Genomic DNA, 6,315 nt, shown 5'->3' on the forward strand with positions numbered 1-6,315 from the left:
ATCGCCGCCTCCGCCCCCGGGGCGGTGACCTCCAGTGCGGAGGAGCGGCCGGGCTTGGTGAGCGAGCCGTGGGCGAGGAACGCGCCCCGCCACGCCGCCTCGGAGGCGGCGACGGAGCCGCCGACGACCGCGGCCGGAAGTCCTCTGACCGTCCGGCCGGCGTTGTCGACCAGCCCGAGTTGACGGGCGAGGTCCGCACCCCGGTCGATGACCCGCAGGACGAACTTGCGGGCGGGACGTCCGCCCGAACCCCCGATCGGGTGGATCTCACAGGGGACGGAGAACAGGGCGTCGAGTTCGCCGGCGAGTCGGTCCGCGATCTCCCCGGAGTCCACCTCCGCCTCGATCACGAGTCGGTTGGACAGGACCTGGAGGGTGCCGGCGAACCTCAGCAGGGCGGCCACCTCGGCCCTCCTGGTCTCGGAGTTCCCCACGGGGACCCTCACCAGTTCGGACTTGACCTGTGCGGTCAGCGACACGCCCTGCTCCTTCGTTCTCGGCTCATCGACCCGGCCTTCATCGACCCGGCCCTCATCGCACCGAATCGGCGAGCGCCGAGGCCAGCAGTGCGGGGTCGTGGACAGGCCTCATCGTCCCATCCTCGGCGGTCTTCGCTATCTCCGCGGTCATCACGAGCGCCCCCAGTCCCGCTGCGGCCCGTTCGAGATGCTCGCGTTCGGTGGCGCTCAGCGGCATCCTCGGGTCCACGAGCAGGACGTCGATGTCGACCTCGGGGGCGTGTTGACGCAACACGTGGAGGTGCTGCTCGGCGGAGAACCCGGCGGTCTCCCCCGGCTGGGGTGCGAGGTTGAGCACGAGGGCCTTGGTCGCGGCCGTCCTCTTGAGTGCGGACGCGATCTCGGGCACGAGCACGTTGGGGATCACGCTGGTGAACCACGATCCCGGTCCGAGGACCACGAGGTCGGCGCCGGTGATCGCGTCCACCACGCCCTCCGCGGCGGGCGGAGCGCCCGGGATGAGGGTGACCCGGCGAACGCTGCCCGGGGTGGTCGCGACGGCGACCTGTCCGATGATGGTCCGCACGACGCGGGGGTCCGCTTCCAGACCGACGACCTCGGCGGCGATGTCGAGGGCGACCGGGGACATCGGCAGGACACGGCCGGTGACACCGAGGATCGACCCGACCGCGTCGAGTGCGTCGATCGGGTCTCCGAGCAGCTCCCACAGTCCGGCGAAGACGAGGTTGCCCACCGCGTGTCCGGCCAGCGCCCCGGTGCCGCCGTAGCGGTGCTGGAAGAGTCGGGTGAGCAGCGCCTTCTCGTCGTCTTCGGCGGCGAGCGCGCACAGGGCCATCCGAAGGTCGCCCGGTGGGAGGATGCCCAGCTCGCGCCGCAGTCGCCCGGAGGAACCGCCGTCGTCCGCGACCGTCACCACCGCGGTGACATGGTCGGCGACGAGGCGTGCGGCCCGGAGGGTCGCCGACAGGCCGTGGCCGCCGCCGAGGGCGACGAGGGACGGGATACCGCTGGCGTGGGTCATGGCCGGCCTCACTCCCGCCCGAGGTCGCGGTGGCGGACGTGGACCTCGACCGAGTCGAGTCCGGACAGCCTGCCGGCGAGCGACTCGGAGATGGCCACGCTCCGGTGCTTGCCCCCGGTGCACCCGACCGCGATCGTCATGTAGCGCTTGCCCTCGCGCCGGTAGCCGGTCATGGCCAGGCGGATCATGGACACCGCCGCGCGCAGGTACTCCTCGATGGATTCGTCGGCGAGGACGTAGTCCTGGACGGGCTTGTCGCGCCCGGTGTGCGGCTGGAGTTCGGGAATCCAGTGCGGGTTGGGCAGGAACCGCATGTCCATCAGCATGTCGACGTCCACGGGGACGCCGTACTTGAACCCGAACGACTCGACGGTGAGGTGGAAGTCGAACCCGAGGTCACCGAAGGGGGTCTCCAGCCGGTGGCGGAGGTCGTGGACGCTGAGCGCCGAGGTGTCCACGACGACGTCGGCACGCCCCCGGAGCCCCTCGAGGATCCTGCGCTCCCGGGTGATGCCGTCTATCAGTCCGCCACCCGATTGGAGCGGATGGGAGCGCCGAACGTTGTTGAACCTGCTCACGAGCGCCTCGTCCGAGGCCTCGAGGAACAGGATCCGCGCCTGCGGGCGCCGGTCGAACAGGTCGAGGAGGTCGCCGAGGTGTTCGTCGAACCCGAGGCTGCGGGTGTCGGCGACGATCGCCAGGCGGAGGGGCTCGTCGCCGGACTCCTCGAACCGGGCGAGCATTTCGCCCACGAAGGTCAGCGGGAGGTTGTCGACGACATACCAGCCGAACTCCTCGAGGACCTTGGAGGCCGTCCCCTTGCCGGCCCCGGACATGCCGCTGATCAGGAGGAGTTCGCGCCCCCGCGCGGCGTGGCCGTCGTCGTCACCTGCGTCCATCGTCTCACCTCGTGTCATCGGTCAGTCCCCGGTTGGTCGGTCCCTGGTCGGGCTGCCCGCCCGAGTCTTCCACGTCGGCGGCTGCTGCGTCCGTGGGCTCGGCACCGCCGAGAGTCGCCCGGATCGAGGCGGCGACTCCCGGGCCGATCCCCGGCACGGCGCACAGCTCGTCCGCGCTCGCGGCGCGCAGTGCGGACACGGTCGGGAACGTCTCCACCAACGCCGCCCGGCGGGTGGGCCCGAGGCCGGGGACGTCGTCGAGCACGGACGCCGTCATTCGCCTGGACCGCGCGCCCCGGTGGGCCCGGATGGCGAACCGGTGGGCTTCGTCGCGGAGCCGCTGGAGCAGGAACAGCCCCTCCCCGTGGCGCGGGAAGATCACGGGGTATTCCTCTCCCGGGAGCCAGATCTCCTCGAGTCGCTTGGCGATCCCGACCACCGGTACGTCGGTGACCCCCAGCTCGGACAGGACCTCGGCGGCCGCCTCGACCTGGGGGCGACCACCGTCGACGACGAAGAGCTGCGGCGGGTAGGCGAACCGGCGGGCGGCGGGGGCCGCGTTCTCCGTACCGGTGTCGTCGTCGACGGGCCCGTCGACCTCGTCCGGGGTGACGGAGGGATCCTCGTGGTGACGCCGGAAGCGGCGACGCGTGACCTCGGCGATGCTGCCGACGTCGTCGGAGTGGCCGTCACCCGCGGCGTCGCGGATGCGGTAGAGCCGGTAGTCGCTCTTGCGCGGGATGCCGTCCTCGAAGACCACGAGGGAGGCCATGACGTCGGTGCCCTGGGTGTGGGAGATGTCCACGCACTCGATGCGCAGGGGCGCCGAATCCAGCTCGAGGGTCTCCTGGATCTCCTGGAGGGCCGCGGAGCGGGCGGTGAGGTCGCCGCTGCGCCTGAGCTTGTGCTGCGTCAGGGCCTCGACGGCGTTGCGGTGGACCGTCTCCGCCAGGGCTCGCTTGTCACCCCGCTGGGGTACCCGGAGAGACACCCGGGAGCCGCGCAGCGACGAGAGCCAGTCCGCCAGTTCGTCGGAGTCGTCGGGTAGGGCGGGCACCAGCACCTCGCGGGGCACGGCGGCGGCGATGTCGCCGGATTCGGCCGCCTCGGCGAGGTCGGCCTCTCCCCCGTAGAACTGCGCGAGGTAGTCGGAGACGACCCCGGGCACGGCACGGGCCGCGTCGAACTCGCCGTCGGCGTCGACGCCGTGGGCGTGTTCGACCACCCAGCCGCGCTGACCGCGGATGCGGCCCCCGCGCACGTGGAACACCTGGACGGAGACCTGCAGTTCGTCGACCTCGACGCCCACCACGTCGGCGTCCGTGCCGTCACCCAGTACGACGGCCTGCTTCTCCATCGCGCGCCGCATGGCGCCGAGGTCGTCGCGAAGCCGCGCGGCCCGCTCGAAGTCGAGGTCCGCGGAGGCCTCGAGCATCCGCTTCTCGATGCGGCGCATGATCGCATCGGTGCGTCCGGCCAGGAAGTCGATGAGCTCGCCCACGATCACACGGTGCTCGTCCGGGGTCACCCGTCCGATGCAGGGGGCGGCGCACTTGTCGATGTATCCGAGCAGACAGGGCCTGCCGAGCTGCGCCTGCCGCTTGAACACCCCGGCGGAGCACGAGCGGACGGGGAACACCCGCTGCAGGGTGTCGAGGGTGTCGCGGATGGCCCATGCGTGCGAGTAGGGCCCGAAGTAGCGGGTCCCCGGGCGCCGGGGTCCCCGGTAGACGAAGGCCCGGGGGAACTCCTCCCCCACGGTGACCGCCAGCATCGGATACGTCTTGTCGTCGCGGTAGCGGACATTGAACCGGGGGTCGTACTTCTTGATCCACGTGTACTCGAGTTGGAGCGCCTCGACCTCGGTGGACACGACCGTCCACTGCACGCCGGCCGCGGCGAGGACCATCCGCCGGGTCCGGGGGTGGAGGAGGGACAGGTCCGCGAAGTACGAGCTCAGCCGGCTCCGCAGGTTCTTCGCCTTGCCGACGTAGATGACGCGCCCGTGCTCGTCACGGAAGCGGTAGACCCCCGGCTCCGTCGGGATCGAGCCGGGGGCCGGGCGGTAGGTTCGCGGATCGGCCACGGCGGGTCAGCGGTCGGCGACGGTCTCGGGATCGGCGGCCGAGGGCTTGTGGGTGCGGACGGCCTCCCGGAGGCGGGTCATGCCGTCGATCCCGTGCTGGCCGTCGATGGACTGGATGGCCCAGATCCCCGCGTGCTCGTAGGCCGGGAGTTCGAGCCGGGGCCAGTAGCTGGACCGCGGGAACGTCAGCCCGACGACGTCGTCCCAGCCCCAGGTCCGGACGCGCAGCGGCCCGCGGAGCTCGACGCCCTGCTGCCCGACCCGCACGCGGATCCGCAGGAGGGTCAGCAGCACCCCGGCGAAGATGAACCCGATCACCACGAAGGCCAACTGGTCGGCGATCCCGATCGTCACCCCGGTGTCGCCGCGGACGAGGATGACGGCCCACACCACGTGGACGATGACGATGAGCACCGCCACGGCGATCGCCGTGGTGCGCATCCGACGGGGCCGGTGCTCGAACTCCCAGTCCTCGTTCATCGACCGGTCCTCAGGGTGCGCAGGGCGATGGCGGCGCCGAGCACGGCGGCGACGGCCTCTCCCCCCTTGTCCTCGGCGGCGCCCTCGTGGCCGTCGCGATCGCGGGCCTGGTCCTCGTTCTCGGTGGTGAGCACCCCGTGGGCGACGGGGGTGGCCTCGTCCAGGGCGATGCGGGTGAGGCCGTCGGTCACCGAGCGACAGACGTAGTCGAAGTGCGGGGTCGCACCGCGGATCACCACGCCGAGCGCCACGACGGCGTCATGGGTCCGTGCGAGCTCCTGGGCCACCACCGGTAGCTCCACGGCTCCGGTCACGCGGGCCAGGGTCACCACCGCGCCGGAGGCGTCGGCGACGGCCAGGGCCCGGTCCAGCAGTTGGGCGCAGATCTCCTGGTGCCAGGTGGAGGCCACCACCCCGAGCCGCAGCCCGCGGGCGTCGGGGATCACCAGTTCCGGTCTACCGCTGCCGCTCATGGCTGATCCTCTCCGTCCACGTCCACGTCGGCGCCGGCCGGGCCGGCGGGTCCCTCGTCGAGCCCCTCGAGCAGGTGGCCCATCCGGTCGCGCTTGGTGCGCAGGTACCGCAGGTTCTCGGGCGTGACCGCCGTCGGCATGGGCACCCGGGCCACCACCTCCACGCCACCGGCGCGCAGGGCGTCGGCCTTGGCGGGGTTGTTGGTCATCAGTCGTACCCGGGTCACTCCGAGGTCGCGCAGCATCTGTGCGGCCAGGCTGAAGTCGCGGGCGTCGGCGGGCAGGCCCAGGTCGAGATTGGCGTCGACGGTGTCGCGTCCGGAGTCCTGCAGTTGGTAGGCGCGCAGTTTCTGCACCAGGCCGATCCCCCGGCCCTCGTGCCCACGCATGTACAGCACGACCCCGCGCCCCTCCTCGCACACCGCGGCGACGGCAGCGTCGAGTTGCGGGCCGCAGTCACAGCGCAGCGAGTGGAACACGTCGCCGGTCAGGCACTCGGAGTGGATGCGGACGGAGACCGGATCGTCCCCCGAGATGTCGCCGGCCACCATGGCGACGTGTTCGACTCCCTGGAGGGTGTCGCGGTACCCGTGGGCGGTCATGGTCCCGGCCGGCGTGGGGATCCGGGCGGCGACCTCGTGCACCACCTGGACCTCGTTCGCGCGGCGCCACGCCTGGAGCGCCTCGATGGTGATCATCGCCAGCCCGTGCTCGTCGGCGAACCGCCGGAGCTCGGGGGTGCGCGCCATGGTCGTGGGGTCGTCCTCGGAGACGATCTCGCAGATGACGCCCGCCGGGCGCAGACCGGCCAACCGGGCGAGGTCGACGGCGGACTCGGTGTGGCCGGGCCGGGTGAGCACGCCGCCGGGCCGGGCGC

7 protein-coding genes are annotated in these 6,315 nt (G+C 72.0%); all 7 read right to left on the minus strand.

Annotated features, from left to right (window positions below; all coding sequences use genetic code 11):
- A partial coding sequence (whiA, locus tag G6023_RS07650) for a DNA-binding protein WhiA (RefSeq protein WP_182634803.1) occupies positions 1 to 479 on the minus strand: 479 nt, incomplete at its 3' end.
- Between the two features lie 52 nt (positions 480 to 531).
- Positions 532 to 1,500, minus strand: coding sequence for a gluconeogenesis factor YvcK family protein (locus G6023_RS07655; protein WP_182634805.1), 969 nt, complete (start codon positions 1,498 to 1,500; stop codon positions 532 to 534).
- Between the two features lie 8 nt (positions 1,501 to 1,508).
- Positions 1,509 to 2,399 (minus strand): RNase adapter RapZ, encoded by an 891-nt coding sequence (gene rapZ, locus G6023_RS07660; protein ID WP_182634807.1) that lies wholly within the window; start codon positions 2,397 to 2,399, stop codon positions 1,509 to 1,511.
- Positions 2,400 to 2,403: 4 nt separating this feature from the next.
- Complete coding sequence (uvrC, locus tag G6023_RS07665) at positions 2,404 to 4,485, minus strand: excinuclease ABC subunit UvrC (RefSeq protein WP_182634809.1); 2,082 nt, start codon at positions 4,483 to 4,485, stop codon at positions 2,404 to 2,406.
- A 6-nt stretch (positions 4,486 to 4,491) separates the two neighbouring features.
- Complete coding sequence (locus G6023_RS07670) at positions 4,492 to 4,965, minus strand: PH domain-containing protein (RefSeq protein ID WP_182634811.1); 474 nt, start codon at positions 4,963 to 4,965, stop codon at positions 4,492 to 4,494.
- The gene (gene ribH, locus G6023_RS07675) at positions 4,962 to 5,438 is read right to left on the minus strand and encodes a 6,7-dimethyl-8-ribityllumazine synthase (protein ID WP_182634813.1); all 477 of its coding nucleotides are present in this window, start codon (positions 5,436 to 5,438) and stop codon (positions 4,962 to 4,964) included. The genes G6023_RS07670 and ribH overlap by 4 nt, the downstream gene beginning before the upstream one ends.
- A partial coding sequence (gene ribA / locus G6023_RS07680; protein WP_182634815.1) for a GTP cyclohydrolase II occupies positions 5,435 to 6,315 on the minus strand: 881 nt, incomplete at its 5' end. The genes ribH and ribA, both read right to left, overlap by 4 nt.

It is taken from the genome of Dietzia sp. DQ11-71, assembly GCF_014144995.1.
GTDB lineage: Bacteria > Actinomycetota > Actinomycetes > Mycobacteriales > Mycobacteriaceae > Dietzia > Dietzia kunjamensis.

Excerpts from the sequence above, each read along its gene's own strand:
- G6023_RS07655 (WP_182634805.1), bottom strand. The coding sequence starts at position 1,500 with ATGACCCACGCCAGCGGTATCCCGTCCCTCGTCGCCCTCGGCGGCGGC.
- ribH (WP_182634813.1), bottom strand. The coding sequence starts at position 5,438 with ATGAGCGGCAGCGGTAGACCGGAACTGGTGATCCCCGACGCCCGCGGG.
- G6023_RS07670 (WP_182634811.1), bottom strand. The coding sequence starts at position 4,965 with ATGAACGAGGACTGGGAGTTCGAGCACCGGCCCCGTCGGATGCGCACC.
- rapZ (WP_182634807.1), bottom strand. The coding sequence starts at position 2,399 with ATGGACGCAGGTGACGACGACGGCCACGCCGCGCGGGGGCGCGAACTC.